Origin of the sequence: Flavobacterium sp. LC2016-01 (assembly GCF_009711135.1) — a bacterium.
In the GTDB taxonomy this organism is placed as follows: domain Bacteria; phylum Bacteroidota; class Bacteroidia; order Flavobacteriales; family Flavobacteriaceae; genus Flavobacterium.
This window is the reverse complement of sequence record NZ_WMIC01000003.1, coordinates 521,705-539,814: the sequence shown is the minus strand read 5'-3', so window position 1 is coordinate 539,814 and position 18,110 is coordinate 521,705. Positions and strand designations below refer to the sequence as shown.

12 protein-coding genes are annotated in these 18,110 nt (G+C 35.4%); 5 read left to right on the top strand and 7 right to left on the bottom strand.

The genetic code is table 11. From position 1 onward, the window contains the following. Positions 1-49: 49 nt before the first annotated feature. The 7 genes from GKZ88_RS09375 to GKZ88_RS09345 all read right to left on the bottom strand — a co-directional run bounded on the left by GKZ88_RS09375 (position 50) and on the right by GKZ88_RS09345 (position 9,426). A complete protein-coding gene (locus GKZ88_RS09375; protein ID WP_155102104.1) occupies positions 50-1,609 on the bottom strand; it encodes a glycosyl hydrolase family 28 protein in 1,560 nt (519 codons plus the stop codon). Next, positions 1,610-2,896: a cellulase family glycosylhydrolase gene (locus GKZ88_RS09370; RefSeq protein ID WP_155102103.1), complete on the bottom strand. Its 1,287-nt coding sequence runs from the start codon at positions 2,894-2,896 to the stop codon at positions 1,610-1,612. Between the two features lie 274 nt (positions 2,897-3,170). After that, positions 3,171-4,406, bottom strand: a complete 1,236-nt coding sequence (locus GKZ88_RS09365) for a glycosyl hydrolase (RefSeq protein ID WP_155102102.1) — start codon at positions 4,404-4,406, stop codon at positions 3,171-3,173. A gap of 39 nt (positions 4,407-4,445) precedes the next feature. Then, entirely contained in the window at positions 4,446-5,636 is a 1,191-nt protein-coding gene (locus tag GKZ88_RS09360) for an AGE family epimerase/isomerase (RefSeq protein WP_347343864.1), read from the bottom strand. Between the two features lie 6 nt (positions 5,637-5,642). Further along, positions 5,643-6,833 (bottom strand): glycosidase, encoded by a 1,191-nt coding sequence (locus tag GKZ88_RS09355; protein WP_155102101.1) that lies wholly within the window; start codon positions 6,831-6,833, stop codon positions 5,643-5,645. 28 nt (positions 6,834-6,861) lie between these two features. After that, positions 6,862-8,253 (bottom strand): MFS transporter, encoded by a 1,392-nt coding sequence (locus GKZ88_RS09350; RefSeq protein ID WP_155102100.1) that lies wholly within the window; start codon positions 8,251-8,253, stop codon positions 6,862-6,864. Positions 8,254-8,289: 36 nt separating this feature from the next. Next, positions 8,290-9,426 carry a glycosyl hydrolase gene (locus GKZ88_RS09345; RefSeq protein ID WP_155102099.1) on the bottom strand — a complete coding sequence of 379 codons (1,137 nt, stop codon included), beginning with the start codon at positions 9,424-9,426 and terminating at the stop codon, positions 8,290-8,292. Between the two features lie 304 nt (positions 9,427-9,730). On the opposite strand from GKZ88_RS09345, the gene GKZ88_RS09340 reads away from it, so the two are divergent. The 5 genes from GKZ88_RS09340 (at position 9,731) to GKZ88_RS09320 (ending at position 18,109) form a co-directional block, all read left to right on the top strand. Next, positions 9,731-10,609, top strand: a complete 879-nt coding sequence (locus GKZ88_RS09340) for an AraC family transcriptional regulator (RefSeq protein WP_035647779.1) — start codon at positions 9,731-9,733, stop codon at positions 10,607-10,609. A 314-nt stretch (positions 10,610-10,923) separates the two neighbouring features. After that, positions 10,924-14,112 (top strand): TonB-dependent receptor, encoded by a 3,189-nt coding sequence (locus GKZ88_RS09335; RefSeq protein ID WP_155102098.1) that lies wholly within the window; start codon positions 10,924-10,926, stop codon positions 14,110-14,112. A gap of 12 nt (positions 14,113-14,124) precedes the next feature. Continuing rightward, positions 14,125-15,723, top strand: coding sequence for a RagB/SusD family nutrient uptake outer membrane protein (locus GKZ88_RS09330; RefSeq protein WP_155102097.1), 1,599 nt, complete (start codon positions 14,125-14,127; stop codon positions 15,721-15,723). Between the two features lie 19 nt (positions 15,724-15,742). Then, positions 15,743-16,780 (top strand): IPT/TIG domain-containing protein, encoded by a 1,038-nt coding sequence (locus GKZ88_RS09325; protein ID WP_155102096.1) that lies wholly within the window; start codon positions 15,743-15,745, stop codon positions 16,778-16,780. A 96-nt stretch (positions 16,781-16,876) separates the two neighbouring features. Beyond that, positions 16,877-18,109 (top strand): glycoside hydrolase family 27 protein, encoded by a 1,233-nt coding sequence (locus GKZ88_RS09320; protein WP_155102095.1) that lies wholly within the window; start codon positions 16,877-16,879, stop codon positions 18,107-18,109. Position 18,110 lies beyond the last annotated feature (1 nt).

Here is an 18,110-nt window from a genome sequence, read left to right as displayed (position 1 = left end):
TTTTTAGTTCTCGATTATTTGAACTTATATCACTTATATGTTGAGAAAATTAATTTTTAACGTTAACCATTTTCACAACCATCTTTTTATCTAAATTTAAATCAGTTTTAGTCCCGTTTTCTAATAAAACCGGAACTGCATTTTTATTGATTGGAGATCCACTTCCTTTAAAATTAACAATTCTTACATCATTAAAATTATTGATTTCGATTCCGTTTGTAAAATACGGCATTCGTGGTTTTGTCCAGGTTAATTTAAAATCTTCTATCGTTAATCCGTCAACATATTGACCGTAAATTCCGGGAATGTCACGCTGAAAAAGTTGTTGTTTTTCGTCTAAACATCCTCGAAGATCAATGTTTCCTCCTGCAACATCATTTAGTTTGCTGTCGATAAAATCGAAAGTTACATTTTTGAAATTGATATTCTGCAGAACGCTTTCTTCAGAACCATAAATTAAAATTCCGTTTTCGGCTTTGCAATTTATATTGCAGAAAGTTACGTTTTTGATTATACCTAAAGTTTCTGTTTCTGTGCCAGCAACTTTTGCTTTTCCGCGAACTGCCGAAATATGAATTGGCTCGCCATTTCCCCACCAATCTCCGGTTCTGAGTTTAGTTTCGATATTGACATTTGACACATTTATATTTTCTAAAGAGCCCTGATCTCTCAAAAATATTCCAATTCCTCTTGTTGAATTCGTAATGTTACAATTTGAAATATTAATATTTCGAACGGAATTATGATCGAAATAACCAATTCGAATTGCGCTTGAGGCCGATTGAAGATTGCAATTAATGATATTTATATTCTCTGAAGAATGACGCAAATCCTTAAACCCCGGAACTTCAAAATGTGAAGCGTAACCCACAATAATTATGGCATCGTCTCCCGCGCGGACATCACAATTGCTGACCGTGATATTTCTTCCAGAAGTAATATCGATTCCGTCTGCATTTGGTGCCAGCATGTTGGTCCAAAGGCGAATTCCGTCAATCAAAACACTGTCACAATCGGCTATTAAAATAGTCCAGAAAGTCGATTGTGTAATAAAAACATCTTTTATGGTTACTCTTTTACAATTGCTGAAAATAATGGTTTGATACGGTCTTTCTTTTGGGACAATTGGTCCGTCACCAATTCCGCCATCTACCACTTTTCTGAAATTTTCTTTTTGACGAGTTCCTGAAGTTCCTCCCCATTCAATTTTTTTAGCTTTTGTTGTGTCGAAAAAAGTATCGCCGTTTGCATCGATGGTTCCGCTTCCGGAAATGGTTATATTCTCTGAATTCTCAGTAAAAAACATTCCATAATGAACGCCGTTTACCGGAATATAATCGTTAATATTTGCGCTTCCTTTTATAATAGCACCGCTTTCTAAATAAAGGTTTACATTGCTTTTTAAGTTTAAAGTTCCTGTCATAAAAACGCCAGTTGGAATAAAAACAGTTCCACCTCCATTTTTAAAACAAGCGTCAATAGTGGTTTGAAGCGCTTTGGTATTTATGGTTTTTCCGTCGCCAATGGCGCCATATTTTGTAGCATCAAAAGTCTGGGCGTTTCCCGTCAAAAAAAGGACGATAAAGAAAATCGTGATATGTTTTTTCATTTATTTTCTCAATTTCAAATTATAATCTTTTACAATTTTCAACGTCGATTTATCGGAAGAAAAGACCGAATTCAATCCTTGCGGTTCTTGTGGAGGATCTGTCGTCAAAGGATCTCCGGGACTCCATTTCCCAGATTCGTTAACCGCTTTTCCTTCACCGCCAAATCCCCAGAAATTTGCTCCTTGCAAAGCCCCATTATTTTTAACACTTTCAGCAACTCGGCCAAAAATATAATTGTAGAAAATATCTCTGTTTGTAACCGATGCTGTTGGCAATAAACTTTCGTTTTCTCTTCCCAAGCCAAATTCTTCAATAATGATTGGACGTTTTAAGTGGTTTGCAATAGCCACATGTTTATCAATATATTTCCCAGCATTTTCTAAAGTTGGTGCTAAAGTTTTTTCAGCGTTATCAGCTTTAAACCAGCCCCAGTTTTTTGGCCAAATGTGCATGGTCAAATAATCAATATTTGGGTTTTGATGTGTTCGTTCAAAAATTCCAATGTCATCATTCGAGCTGTTCAATCCTTCGGAACCTGTTGAAATCAAATGATTTTTGTCTAAACTGTCCATTAAATTCACAATATTGTTCAACCAAACCGTAAATTTTGCTTCATTTTCGACCGTAAAAAGTCTTGGTTCATTCCCAACTTGCCAGGCCATGATGGTATTATCTTCCGTATATTTTTTATGAGAATAGGCATTTGTTCTTCCCATAATAAACTTCACATGATTTTCTAAAGCTTGCATACAAGGCTCACAACTGTGAAATTGCTCTGTGTACGACATAAACTGAGGCCAAGTATTTGGTGCAATTCCCGGAACCGGAACCGGACCTTTGCCGTTCCACTCTAAATATTGTGACATACCGCCAGACCATTCCCAGTTGTTTGTTAAATATAAAACAGCATACATTTTGCGCTTCTTCATTTCATTGATTAGGAAATCTAATCCATCCAATAAATCTTCGTCATATTTTCCTTGTTCATATTGCAACGCCGGGCGAACCGTAAAATCGTATTTCCCTCCATCTCCTCCAACTAAAATGCGGAGATTGTCAATGCCATTTTTCTGCATTAAATCCAATTCACGAAGCAATCTTTTTCGGTCACCAATTTTTTTTGAAGCCAGTAAACTTCCGTACCAATAATTGGTGCCAATGTACGCGTACGGTTTATCGCCTTTGTAAAATTGTGTTCCTTTTACCGTAATTCGTTCCTGCGCCTGACAAGCAATTGAGCAGAATATTATTGCAAAAGAAAGGGTTTTTAAAAATCTGTTTTTCATATCATATTTTTTAGTAGCTAATCCTGCTATTCGTTTCAATCTTTTGTGCCTCCCGAAGCCTCGGGACCGGCACAAAAGGATTTCCACTTCTATCAGGGCTAGGTCTTAATTTTTTTAAGAAGTTCTTATTCTTTAGTTTTCCGCAATCTTGTCATTTCGACGAAGGAGAAATCTTCGCAAGTAGCTCCGCAACGAGAATCCAATCTTTGTCGAGTTTCTAACGAGGATTTCTCCTTCGTCGAAATGACAAAAAAAACGACTAATAATAGCTAAACTATTTAGGCAATTCATACATCTTCGGCAGAGAATTCACTAATGCCGATTTTGTCTTTGCACTGTAAGTTTTAAAGTCGCTTGCATTCGAAACCGAACCATTTGGAACATAATAGCCGTCTTTATTGTTGTTCCAAAACATTACATAACTTATTTGCACCTCATTTTTGGTTAATGAACTATACAATAAAGTCGAAAACCAATCGGTGATCGCAGGTGTTGTGCTTGTTACACGAAAACCGGTTTCGGTTAGCGCTGCAATTTTTACTTTGGCCTTAGCATAATCAGAAAGAATTTTCAGTTTACTGTTCGCTCTGTCAGCGCCAGTTTGTCCTTGATTATTGAAATCGCCGTAATTGTCCATTCCAAGAATATCCACATAACTATCACCGGGATAACGGCTTAAATAATCGGTTTGTGTGGTGTATGAATTATCAGGAGAAAAAGCATATAAAATGTTGTGAACGCCTTTTGTATTCTTCAAATAATCAACGGTAAATTGATAGGCTTTTTTATATTCATCGGCAGTAGAAAAATTGGCTCCCCACCAAAACCAGCTTCCGTCAAATTCATGAAAAGGCCTGAAGATTATTGGAATCAATTCGCCATTTGCTCCTTTCAAATTCGAAACAACGCTGGCGACTTTATCCAGTTTTTTCTTGTACCATTCATTGTTTACTCCACCGGGTAAAATACTTCTAAAAGCTGTAGTTTTTTGTTCCGATGTCAGATCGTCCGCATAAAAGGATTCTTCTTTATTAGGTTCTCTTAAATGCCAGCAAAATGTATTGATCATGCCTTTTGCGTAAGCGGCTTTTGCATCAGAAACAATTTTTTGTTCTTGCTGATAAAACCAATTGCTTGCCGTACCGTCATTGCTTTTATCTGTTATAAACATAAAATCGGAACCTAAAAGGGCTGGATCATAACCTGTGTTTTTTTTGATATCCGAATCGCCTCCCGCATCTTGGTAATAACTGTTAAAAGCGTCTTGCTGGCCAATTGCTGTTTTAGTTTTGGCCAATTTTTTTAAATTATAAAACAAAGCAACTGTTTCTTTGGTCCCATTGGCATCAACTAAATATGTTGCAGCATTTGTGGTCGTCAGCGGATCAGTATCAACCACAACAGGAGGATCAACTACAATTTGTGGATCACTTTCATCATTTGATGAACATCCGGAAAGAGCTAAAAAAGATAAGCTTATATAAAGAATGTGCCGAAAAGTATTTTTCATTTTGAATTTATTTAAAAAGCTTAATTTAAAAGTAAAATGTTAGTCTTTTATTCTCTGAATAAGTTCTAAACAGGCACGGCTGTTGTGATAAGGGCATTTCCAGAAACCCGCTTTGTCTTTTTCGATTAAAGTATAATCGCGATAAACGCCCCAGAACCATTCTCCGTTTTGTTTGTCGAGAATGTATTTTTTAATAAAGTTCCAGTTTTTAAAAACGATGTCAAGATACTTCTCGTCGCCAGTTAACTGGTACGCATTATAAAAACCAATTAAAGCCTCAGCCTGAACCCACCAATGTTTTTCGGCGACCAGTTCGTTGTTTTTTGGATCTAATTCGTACCATAATCCTCCGTCAGTATCCAAACCTTCTTGTGTAACTTCGGCCATTAAAACAGCGTGTTTTTTATAACGCGAAATCAAACTTTTATCTTCTGAAATTTCAGCGCACTGCAATAAAAGCCAAGCCGCTTCAATATCATGGCCGTATGAAATCACATCTGGTTTTTCGATCCAGTTTTCATCAAAAAACAAACGAAGATGTCCCGTTTGAGTATTGATAAAATGCTTGTGAATGGTTTCAAGCAGTCCAATAATGTCATTTTGAAGTGCTTTGTCTTTCCAGACTTTGAATAAATTTGCATACGCCTCGACGATATGCAAATGCGTGTTCATAGTCTTTTTTTCGTTAGCATCTTTGTCGCTCAAACGTAAATCGTCGATAGGATGCCAATCGCGGGTCAATGCTTCAAAATAACCTTTGTTTTCAGGATCGAAGCTGTGTTCCTGAATTTTTAAATATAAATTGATGGCTATTTCTAAAGCTTTTTCATCTTTAGAAATAGCATAATATTCAGATAATCCATAAATCGCAAAAGCCAGAGCATAAATTTGATTTTTGGTGTCTTTAGGCGTTTTGTCAACATTAATGCTCCAAAACAAACCCCCGAATTCTGAGTCGTAAAAATATTTTGAAAGAAAGTTAAAAGCTCTTTCTGCCAATTTTTTGTGCTCTTCATTTTTGGTGACCTGATAACTTGCTGAAAACGACCATAAAATTCGGGCATTTAAGACAGCTCCTTTTTCAGTGTTGGCGATAATGTGTTCTTCAAAATCAATCTGACCAATAAAACCGCCATTTTGATTGTCAATAGTATGTTTTGACCAATATTTTAAAATGGAATCCAGTTCGGCTGAAAGTTCAAATTTTAATTGCTTTAGTTTTGCTGACACGACGAATTATATTGCGTTATTTTTTTCAATTTGATTGATAATCGTTTCTACAGAACCTGCAGAAATGAAGGTATCCGCTGGTGTGTTGGTAACATAATCAACAAGTTTTGCTACAGATGAAATTGCAACATGCATTCTGGTATCTGATGATGCGTAATACACGTAAACAGTCCCGTCAGCATCTTCAATCCATCCGTTCGAGAATAAAACATTCGATACATCACCAACTCTTTCGATTCCTTCTGGGCCCATAAAATGTCCGGCAGGAACGTGTGTAACTTTTGAGATATCATTCAAATCAGTCATAAACATATAAAGAGTATAACGTAAACCTGCAGCAGTATTACGAACGCCATGTGCCAAGTGCAGCCAGCCTTTTTCGGTTTTAATTGGAGCAGGACCAAGGCCATTTTTTAATTCATAAATAGTATGATATTGTTTCCCGAAGATGATTTTTTCCTCTTTTACAATTGGATTTTTCATGTCTTCAACATATCCTAACCCAATTCCGCCTCCAGCGCCAACATCAATAAAACCATCTTGCGGACGCGTGTATAAAGCATATTTTCCGTTAACAAATTCTGGATGCAAAACTACATTGCGCTGTTGGCCTGTGTTTGAAATCAAATCTGGAAGTCTTTCCCAATTGACCAAATCCTTAGAACGCACGATTCCTGCATTGGCTACAGCCGAACTTGTATCGCCTTTTGGTGCTTTTGGATCTTTTCTTTCAGTACAAAAAATACCGTAAATCCAACCGTCTTCGTGGTTAATCAAACGCATATCATAAACGTTTGTGTCTGGTTCTTCGGTTTGCGGAATTACACATGGTTTCTCCCAAAACTTAAAATTATCAACGCCATTCGGACTTTCGGCTATTGCAAAAAATGATTTTCTGTCAATTCCTTCCACACGTACGGCAAGCAGATATTTTCCGTTCCATTTCATTGCGCCGGCATTAAAGGCAGCATTCATTCCAATTCTTTCCTGCAAAAACGGATTTGTTTTTTCGTTTAAGTCAAAACGCCAGTTCAAAGGCACATGAGCTGCAGTAACAACAGGATTTTTATAACGCTGATAAATTCCGTTTCCAGCATTTTCTTCGGGAGCATTTTTCTGCTCAACGAGTGCTTTATGTTCTTTTTCTAATGCTGTTTTTCGGTCCTGAAAAACAGCTGAAGATGATATTGTTGTCATATATTTTTATTTCTGTATCTGATTTATTTTAAATTTTCTGGTCTCTTTTTTCGTTTAAATCTTGTTCTATCGTTTGGAGTTTTTCTTCAGATAAAGGATAGAATAAAATAAAACCGACAGATATTGCGGCTGCGATTGCAGGAAGTATGCTTAACATTAATTGAATTCCGTGTTGTGCTGTGGCTGTCTGTTCAACGTTGGCTTGAAAACCATAATAGCCCAAAAGCCATCCGGCTCCCGCACCGCCAATTGTCCAGCCAAATTTTTGAGACATTGATGAAGCAGAGAAAACCAAACCGGTTGCGCGGCGTCCTTGTTTCCACTCAGAATAATCGGCGCTGTCAGCATACATCGACCAGATTAATGGGAAAATACAGCCCGCACAAATGCTGATTAAAATTTGGAAAGTCATGATCAAGAAAATATCTTCTTTTCCGAAGAAATAGAAAACTAAGCTCAAAATTGAAGCGATTGCCATGGCACCAAAAAAGGTCTTTTTCTTGCCAATTTTGTTGGCAATTGGAGTTGCCAATATAACTCCGATGATATTGGCAGCCTGGCCCAATACTAAATAAATTGAAGTTGGCGCCATGTGAAAATCAGTTCCGAAAAGTGAAAAATCGAAGTTAACAGAACTGCTTACATAATATTTAAAGTAATAAACGGCAGCTCCATCTCTGATAGAATTAAAGACCAAAGTCCCAATTCCGGCTCCTAATAAAATCCACCAAGGTTTGTTTTTTAGTAAATCTTTTAAATCTTCTTTTAAATTAGATTGTTCATCTTCAATTGGTTTTACTCTTTCTTTTGTGAAAAGGAAACAAGCCCAGAAAAATGCCGTTGTAATAACACCAAAAATAGCAATTGTTGACAGCCAGCCTGCTTTAGAATTAAGGCTTCCGCCAAAGTAATTCACTAAAGGTTCAATTAACCAAAGCGCCAATAGACTTCCTCCAAAGGCAAAAACCATTCGGTACGAAGACAAAGTTGTTCTTTCTTTTCGGTCAGACGACATTACGCCCAAAAGCGAAGCATACGGAACGTTGATCAAGGAATAAATCATCATCATGAGTGAATAAGTCACGTACGCATATATTATTTTGCCTTTTTCGCTGAAATCGGGTGTATAAAAAGTTAGAACTCCAATTACTGCAAAAGGCACGGCGATCCATAATAAATAAGGCCTGAATTTCCCCCACTTGCTTTTAGTTCTGTCAGCGATAATTCCCACGATAGGATCAAAACACGAATCCCAGATTCTGGTAATTAGAAACATGGTTCCTACGACAGCAGGCGCTAAGCCGAAAACATCGGTGTAGAAAAAGAGAAGGTACATGCTGAAAATCTTCCAGAACATGGATGATGCAGCATCTCCGAGACCGTAACCGATTTTTTCTTTTAAATTAATTTTGTCGTGCATTGAGTTCTTTTTAAAGGTTTGATTTAGATTTGGTTTTTATTTTAAAGCTTTTAGAATGTCTTTTTCGAACAGCGTTTTTTCCAGATTATAAAAATCTACAAAATCTTTTTCGCTGACTTGCCCTGAAAATGGGGCATAATAATGCATTTTTTGCTCTTTTTCCTGCCAGCCGTGATTTCTCCACATTAAAACATATGATATTTTGTAATCGCCAATAGCTTTGTTTAAAGTTCCAGTCCACCATTTGGGATCCGTAATTGCTTCATAACCCGCTTCGGCTACGGCAATTAATTTGTGTTTTTCGATTCCAATTTCGTTTACAATTTGAAGCTGTTTCTGAACTTCTTCAATGAATTTTTTACCGTCTATGTCGTCATTATTCTGATAACTGTCAAAACTCAAAATGTCGGCATAATTGTCGCCTGGATAATTGGTTAAAAAATCTTCTTTAGTGCCAAAACTGCTTGTGTTGTAGATGTAGATTAAATTATGGACACCTTTTTTTTGAAGATATTCGAAAGTAAATTTCCATAAAGTTTTAAAATCTTCGGGAGTTGCATTTCCTTTTCCCCACCAAAACCAGCCTCCAGTAAGTTCGTGATAAGGTCTAAAAAGTATCGGAATATTTTTTCCATTTTTATCTTTTAAAGACAAAAAGAAAATAGAAGCTTTATCCAGCCATGAAGTGAATTTTTTATGATTTTGACCGCCTGGCAAAACTGTTTTTAGAGAATTTGGAGTATTGTCCCAAGCATTTTTTCCTGTCGCAGGATTGTCAAAATGCCAGCTGATAGTTGAGATTCCGCCTCTTTCATGAGCTTCTTGAATGTATTGTTTCATTTTATCAAAAGGAACTCCGTCGATGTTTTTAGAATTATCTTTTTCTAAACCGGCAATGTCCCAGCCGTAAACTGCGGGATAATCTCCGGCTGTCTCTTTAACATCGCTTCGGCCATTTTCATACTTCCATTTTACGCCGTAAGCAAGATCGTCTTGATGCCCAAATAAGTACCCTTTTTGCGATAATTGATTTAGTTTTTTATAAAGAGAAACGGTTTCAGGTGTCGCTTTTTTATCTGAAAGTGACAAATTAGTATTACTGGTAATCGCTTTTGAAGAGCATGAAGTTCCTATAAATACCGCAATAATTAAGGTTAGTATGTTTTTTTTCATTCTGGTTTTATATTGTTTTGGATGTAATATCCACAAATTCAGAGATTGTGAATGTAATTTTGCGCTTCAATTTCTAATCGACGATTCAGTATTGTTTTTCAGTTAAAATTATTAAAACTTTAAAAAGATATTCTATAAAAAATGATTAATGTTTATTATTAATACCGTTTTTAAAAAAATGATAATTCTATTTTTCAAAGATAATGGGATGTTTATCGTGTAATTAATATTATTTTATCAATTATATATCATATTATTGCAATCGAAAATGATCTAATTACTTCATGAAATAGTTTTTATAGATATGAGCAGTACTAAAAATTTTTATAGAGAAATAGCGCCGCTGTCTGCTGGAGACAGTTTTTTGGTTTTTGACCGAGTTAAAGACAGTTTTGATTTTCCGGTTCATTATCATCCGGAATTCGAGATTAATTTTATTTTGAATGGAAAAGGAGTGAAGCGCGTTGTTGGAGATAATATTGAAGAAATCGATAATGTTGAATTGGTTTTAATTGGTCCGAATTTATACCACGGCTGGGAATTAAATAAATGTACAAGTAAAAAAATACACGAAATTACCATTCAGTTTCATAATGATTTATTTCATGAATCTTTATTGTCAAGACGAATTATGAATCCGATTCGGGATATGTTTAATCGTTCGATTCATGGGATTTTATTTTCTAAAAAAGTAGCTGAAGAGTTAACGCCAAGGCTTGTAAGGCTTTCTAAATTAGATGGTATGGATTACTTTTTAGAAATTACTTCTTTGTTATACGATCTTGCCAATTCCAGAAATCAGCGTTTGCTTTCTACTTATACTGTAGATTATGATACGTTTGATGATTATGATAAAATGAAGTTGGTTTATGAATATGTGCAGAAAAACTTTGCTGACAAAATTACTTTAGAAGATGCTGCAAATGTAGCCAGTATGTCGATTATTTCCTTTAACCGATTTATTAAAAAACGTACGGGGAAAACTTTTGTAAATTATATTAATGACATCCGAATTGGATATGCGGCGCGCTGGCTAGTTGAAAAAGACATGAGTGTTTCTGAAGTTGCTTTTAAATCAGGTTTTAATAATATTGCCAATTTCAATCGCAGTTTTAAGGCTACTAAAAACTGTACTCCTAGTCAATACAGAGAAGATTTTTCTGGATTAAAGCGTATTTTATAGTGATACTTTTTTTTCACAAACAAATATTATTTTTAACGAAATCGTTTTCTTTTTGCAGATTCGTTCATTTTTATTTATAAGAAGTAGTGATTTAGGAGGTTGTTATTGCGAAAAACGCAATTAATAGCTAGTTTTATTTTCATATGTGTTTTTTTAAACTGATATAGTAAAAATATTATCATTAAATGATATAATACTATCGATTTAATGTTTTGTTCTGTTATAGATTTGTTAAATAATTTAGAAAATAAATCACACCCTTTTTATTACTTGATTATTAAGTAAAACAAATTTAAACTAACCAAACATTTATTATGAAAAAACTAATGACTAACTTTATTCATTGGAACGCTAACCACAAGGCAGTTCCTTTGATCTTATTCTTGTTGCTGAGTAATTTTATTACTGCTCAGGTTAAAATATCAGGGGTAGTTTCTGACGAAAAAGGAATGACAATTCCAGGAGCCAACATTTCTGTTGTTGGTACAAAAACTACTGCTTCAACTGATTTTGACGGTAAATATTCCATCGACGCTCCTGCAAATGGGACTTTATTAGTTTCATTTATTGGATTTGATTCTCAAAAAATAGCTATTGGAGGCAGAAATAAGATTAATGTTACTCTGCAATCAAGCTCTGAAGATTTAAAAGAGGTAGTTGTAATTGGTTACGGAACTCAGAAAAAGAAAGACGTAAACGGTGCAATATCTTCAGTAAAATCGGCAGATATTGAAAATTTAAAGCAAGTTTCTATCGATCAAATGCTTCAGGGTAAAGCAGCAGGGGTTTCGGTAACAAACAATTCAGGACAGCCTGGAGGAGCGGCTTCTGTACGAGTTCGTGGAACTACTTCTATCACAGGAACTAACGAGCCTTTGTATGTAATTGACGGTGTGCCAATCTCTGGTGATGCCACTGGTAAATCTACAAGTGGTCAGACTTTGGCTGGTAAAGATGGTTTTTCTTCTTCGGGAGGTAGCGGTAATAATGCTATGAGTCCGCTTTCTATGATCAATCCAAATGATATTGAATCTATGGATATCTTAAAAGATGCTTCTGCAACAGCAATTTATGGATCTAGAGGAGCAAATGGTGTAATTATTATTACAACTAAACAAGGTAAAAAAGGAACGGGAAAAGTATCTTATGAAAACTATACTTCGTTTGCTTCTGTAACTAATAAATTAGATGTTTTGACTTTGCCGGAATATGCAACTTTAAAAACAAACTTGGCTAAATTATGGGGTTTTCAAACGCGTCAGGAATTTACACATCCAGAATTATTAGGACCTGGAACAAATTGGCAGGATGAGGTTTACAGAACAGCTATTTCTAACAGTCATCAGTTGTCATTTTCTGGTGCGAAAGATGGTACAAGCTACTATTTATCTGGAAGTTATTTAGATAATGAAGGAACAATTATCAACTCTGGATTGAAAAGATATACAGTAAGATTGAACTTAGATTCTAAAATCAAATCTTGGTTAAGAATTGGCGGTAATCTTACTGGAGGTATTACAAATGAAAGAATTACTGTAAATCAAAGTTTCTCGGGATTGATTTCGAATACTTTATTGCAGTCACCAGATATTCCTGTTAGAAATACAGATGGAACTTTTGCGGGACCTCCGTCATCAGAACAAAGCGTAACCTATTACAATCCAGTTGCTGAGGCTTTAACTAGAGATAATAAATTGATTAGAAAGAATTTCTTAGGAAATGTTTACGCTGAAGCTGAGATTATTAAAGGTTTAAAATACCGTATTGAAATTGCAGCTAATACTGAGTTTTCTGAAAATGATGATTTCAGACCATCTTATAAATGGGGAAGCCAGACTAACTTGCTTGCCGATCTTGATGTAAGAAGACAAAACTGGTATTCTACAAACATTAAAAATTTATTGACTTACGATAAAACTATCGGGAAACATAAATTTACAGTTTTAGCAGGTCAGGAAGCAAATGATTCTCATTGGGAAGGTTTAATTGCTTCTGCACAAGGTTTCAAAACAAATTCAATTCACACTATTAATTTAGCTGATGTTGATAATAACACAGTAACACAATACAAAGGAAGTGCTTCATTGTCGTCTCTTTTTGCTCGTATTATTTATGATTTCAATGATAAATACAGTATTACAGCATCAATCAGACAGGACGTTTCTTCTAAATTTGATCCAACTACAGATAATCAAAAAGGAGTTTTCAATGCGATTTCTGGTTCTTGGAGATTATCAAGCGAATCGTTCATGGAAGGAACTCGTAAATATATAGATAATATTAAATTTAGAGTTGGTTACGGAGAAACTGGAAATCAGCAAATTCCAAACAACAGTTATTCTGCAATGCTAGGAACGCAAAATTCAGGATTAGGAAGCGGATTCTTGCCGTCAAATTATCCAAATCCAGATTTAGTTTGGGAATCATTAAATCAAACTAATATTGGTATTGATTTCACAATGTTTGACAGCAAACTTTCTGCAAGTTTTGATGTGTATGACAAAAAATCTAAAGGTTTCTTATTCCAAGTTCCATTGCCTCTTTATTTAACTGGAGGCGGAGGTCAGTATGGAGGAGTTTCTGCACCATACTCTAACTTAGGTACAATGAGCAACAAAGGTTTTGATTTGACGCTTGGTTACGATATGAGATCTGCAGGTAATTTTAATTGGAGTGCTTCAGCAGTTGTTTCTCATTACAAAAATAATTTGGATGAAATCGCAAACGGAATCGTTTTGACTCAAGAAGTAAATACTAATGGTTATCAGCCAGTTGTCGTTACAAATACTACTATTGGAAACCCAATTGGTTTATTCTACGGATATAAAACAGACGGTATTTTTAAAGATCAGGCGGTTTTAGATAAAGCACCGCTTCAATTTGGTCAAGCTGTTGGAACTGGAGCTGGAGAAACTGCACTTGGAGATGTGAAATACGTTGACGTAAATGGTGATGGAAAAATTGATGCTGCTGATAAAACATTCATCGGAAATCCACATCCAAAATTCACTTACGGTTTTACAAATAATTTCAAATATAAAAACATAGATCTTTCTATTTTTCTTCAGGGATCATACGGAAATGATGTTATGAACTTAACAAAAAGAGCAGGTACAACTAATGCTTCTTTATATGACAATCAGTTAGTTGATGCAATGGATTATTATTCTTCTACAAATACAGCTAGTAATAACCCGCGACCAATTGCAGATGCGTCAAATACTAACTTGTTGATTTCTGACCGCTACGTTGAAGATGGTTCTTATTTAAGAATTCAAAACGTTACGCTTGGATACTCATTGCCACAAGATGTTATTTCAAAATATAAAATTTCAAGATTAAGATTATACGGATCTGCTCAAAATTTATACACGTTTACTAATTATTCAGGTTACGATCCAGAGATTGGTTCATTTAATCAAAATGTGCTTTTATCAGGAATTGACAACGGAAGATATCCGGTAGCAAGAACATTTTTAGTTGGTCTTAATTTAGAATTTTAAAAATTAATAAAAATGAAAAAGAAATCTTTTTTAAATAGATATAGTTTGCTTTTTATAGCAACAGCATTTCTGACTTTTGCATCATGTTCAGATGATTTTACGGACAGACCTTCTGAAGATGGAATAAGTTTAGATTCTTACTACAGCACAAATGATCAGGTTTCATCGGCAACAAATGGTATGTACAGCCGAACTTGGTTTCAAATGTATAATAAGTTTTGGTGGGCGCTTGAAGTGGGTTCAGGAAATATGTATTCGGGTTCGCCAGACGTAAGCGGATTAAGAACGTTTTCATTAAACGGAAGTGATCCCGAATTAGTAAACGGATGGTCATCTTTATGGGCAAATGTACAGCAGTCTAATATGATTATTAACTTTTTGGCCGCACGAGTTGGTCCGGACGTTGATACAGCTGTTTTAAACAATACAATTGGTGAGGCTTATTTTATGAGAGCTACGGCTTATTTTGATTTGGTAAGACTTTGGGGACCGGTGCCAATTATCGAAAATCCGCTTGATTATACCAGTAATCCTTATGTAAACACCAATACAGTTGCTGATGTTTATAAATTAATCACAATGGATTATTTAAAAGCAATTGAATTATTAGCGGCCAAAACAAGAGGAGCTAATTATGCAAGCAACGGCCATGTTTCTAAAGGTTCTGCAAGAGCATTGCTGGCAAAAGTATATTTGTATCAAAAAGATTATGCAAATGCAAAAGCAATGGCTGAAGCAGTTATCAGCAGTGGTGAATTTAAGCTTTTAGGAGGTGATCAGTTGCCAGGGAAAAGTTTTGCAGATTTGTTTACTTATCCAAATAACAATAACGAAGAATCTATTTTTGCGATTCAGTGGAAAGGCGACGGAGCTTACGGTTCAGCAAACAACTGTAATACGCAATTTGGATTTCAGGATGGTACATTGTCAACTTCTAATGCATCTTATGCAGGAGTTTTTGGGCCAAGTCAAGAAGTAATTCTTTCATTGTATGGAGCTGGCGACTTAAGAAAACATGAAACGGTTATGGTTGCTGGAGATTCTTATCCTGCAATCAAAACAACGCAGGGTATTGGTTTTACGGTTCCAGCAGGTAAAGATTTAGCACAAGGATCGGGCGGTGCAATTAAAAAATATTGTATTGGTGTTGTAAACGGAAGTGCTACTGGTCAAGCCGATGCATGGGCAATGATGGATAATAACTCTTATGTTATGCGTTATGCAGAGTTACTGCTTATTCATGCCGAAGCAGTTTTGGGAGCAAATGCAACTACTACTGATGCAAGTGCATTAAATTCAATTAATCAAGTTAGAAAAAGAGCTGGTTTGGCTAATTTAACTTCAATTACTTTTGATGATATCTTTTTAGAAAGAAGAAAAGAATTGTGTTTTGAAGGTGATTATTGGTTTGATTTAGGTCGTATAGATAAAAATAAAGCAATCGCAATTATGTCGGCTCAAAATAGAGGAGACAGATATGCTGAACGTCACTACACGCCGGTATACAGCCAAGATCATGCAACAAATGATTTCTATATGGATTATCCGGACAATGAGGTGGCTAAGAATCCTAAGTTATTGCAAGCGCCAGTTCCGTATACTTTTAAATAATTACTAAAATTTGACAACTATGAAAAATATAAAAATTAAATACCTTTTGCCATTCTTTACGATGGTATTCATGGTGCTGGGTGTATTTTCTTCATGTGACAATGAAGAAGCTTCAAGCGGGGGCGGAGCACCTGTAATCACAAGTGTTGCAAAATCTGTTGAAGGTACTTTGGTTCCGGTTAAGGTTGGAGATCCTAAAAATTACTATATCATTCAGGGAACTGGGCTTTTAAATACAACCAAAATCTATTTTAATGATTTTGATACTTATTTCAACCCGACCTTAGTTACAGATACTGCAATATTTGTTTTAATCGACGAGAAAACGCCCTATGCAAATTCAAGTAATAAATTAAAAGTTGTTACAAAAGCGGGAACTGTTTTGTATGATTTTGTGATTGCACCGCCAACACCAAAATTCGAGAGTTATAATTCTATTAATGCTGCTGAAGGTGAAATTGTAACAGTTTATGGTGATTATTTCTTAAATCCAACGGTGAAAGTTGGAACGGCAGATGTACCTGTAATTTCTTCTACATTGACTGAGATTAAATTTAAAATGCCAGCTAATGCAACAGATAAATATGTTACGGTAACAAATATTTCTGGTTCGACTGTTTCTGAAGAAGCAATTGGTTCTGCGTTATATGATGATGCGTTGCAAGGTGATGCTGGACATTGGATGTGGAGCGGTAGCGATACTTTTGATACAGACTTTAAAGATGATAAAGTGCAAGGTAAATCTTCAATTAAATTTGTATTTGGAGGATGGAACGGTGCTGATATGAAATTTAATTCTAGAAATATTTCAAAATATAAAGCATTTAGAGTAAAAGTGAAATCCGGGTCAACAAATACCGCTGCTAGTGTAATATTTGTTTTTGGCGGATGGGCTTATCAAATTAAAAAAACAATAACTTCAAATTGGACTACAATTGAAATTCCATTTTCAGATATTGGAAATCCAACTACTTTCGATCAGCTGACACTTCAGGAATCGGGTAATTTTGGAGGAAATACAATCCTTATGGATGACATGGGATTTGTATTAAAATAAAAAGCAGTTATTTGTTTTGAGTTTTGTTTAAGTATTCCCTAATCTACTCAATTAGGGAATACTTTTTTTAATTATAAATAATTTGAAATTTTAATTATGAAAAAGATTATTTCAGCATTTGCTCTATTCGTTTCGTGCCTGAGTTTTGGGCAGGGAAATACACATAATCAGGCAGGAGGGAAGTTTGAAGGTTTAGCTATGACACCACCAATGGGCTGGAATTCATGGAATACTTTTGCAACAAACATTGATGAGAAATTAGTCAAAGAAACTGCCGATATTATGGTTTCATCAGGTTTAGCTGCGGCAGGATATAATTATATTGTTTTAGATGACGGCTGGATGACAAGAGAACGTGACGCAAATGGTGATCTTGTTCCTGATCCTGTAAAATTTCCTAGCGGAATGAAAGCACTAATCGATTATGTGCACAGCAAAGGATTGAAGTTTGGTTTATACAATTGCGCCGGCACTCAAACTTGTGCTGGATATCCAGGAACTCGTGGCTACGAATATCAGGACGCTCGTTTTTATGCCAAATTAGGAATCGATTTTTTGAAGTACGATTGGTGTAATACAAAAGGTATTACGGCTCCTGAGGCTTATACAACAATGAGCAATGCATTAAAAACGGCCGGAAGACCAATAGTTTTCAGCCTTTGCGAATGGGGTGATAATCAGCCGTGGGAGTGGGGAAAGCCAGTTGGAAATCTTTGGAGAATTTCGGGAGATATTTATCCTTGTTTTGACTGCGAATTTAAACATCCTGAAAATTGGTCGTCTTGGGGATTCATGAAAATTGCCGAAATGCGAAAAGATATCCGTAAATATTCTGGTCCAGATCATTGGAATGATTTTGACATGATGGAAGTTGGAAACGAAATGAATGATACCGAAGATAAATCACATTTTGCTATGTGGTGTATGCTTTCATCCCCTTTATTTACAGGAAATGACTATCGAAAAATGTCGAAAGAAACACTGGCGATTTTGACGAATAAAGATTTGATTGCTGTCAATCAGGATAAATTAGGAATTCAAGGTTTTAAATATGCTTCAGAAGATGGTTTGGAGGTTTGGGTTAAGCCTTTATCTGATGGAAATTGGGCAATAACTTTCATCAATAGAAGTGATGTTGCTAAAAAAGTCAATTTCGATTTTAAAAAGAATATAATTAAGGATGCTGATTTTGGCTATGAAGCCGATTTTAATAAAGTAACCTATAAAATAAAAGATCTTTGGAAGAACAAAGAAATTGGAACAACTAAAAAGAATTTTGCTTCTGATCTCGCATCATACGATGTAATTACACTTCGATTAACGCCTTAAA